Below are 389 nucleotides of genomic sequence, written 5' to 3' on the forward strand. Positions count from 1 at the left end.
GCCACGATCTCGTCGTGCGCCTGGGAGCCCGGCACCCGCGCCAGGTCGAAGCCGTCGCCGACCTCGACGCCCTTGATCGCCTGAATGCCCATCAGCGCGGCGGCCAGACGGGCGTCCAGCCGCCGGTCCCAGTGCACGTGCGACCCCAGCCCAACGGGCACCCCGTAGGCCAGGACCTCCACCACACCACCGAGCGTGTCGCCGTCCTTGTGCGCCTGGTCGATCTCGGCGACCATCGCCTTCGACGCGTCGGCGTCCAGACAGCGCACCGGGTCGGCGTCCAGCCGCTCCACGTCCGACGGCTTCGGGTACACCCCGTACGGCGCCTTCGCCGCCGCCAGCTCCACCACGTGCGAGACGATCTCGATGCCGGCGGCCTCCTTCAGGAA

The 389-nt window shown here is 72.0% G+C and carries 1 protein-coding gene; it reads right to left on the bottom strand.

Annotated elements, in window-relative coordinates; translation table 11 throughout:
- Window positions 1–389: chorismate synthase (locus tag JNW98_RS35935; protein WP_223772428.1), on the bottom strand; the 389-nt coding region annotated here is incomplete at both ends.

Origin of the sequence: Streptomyces huiliensis (genome assembly GCF_020037025.1) — a bacterium.
Lineage (GTDB): Bacteria > Actinomycetota > Actinomycetes > Streptomycetales > Streptomycetaceae > Streptomyces > Streptomyces huiliensis.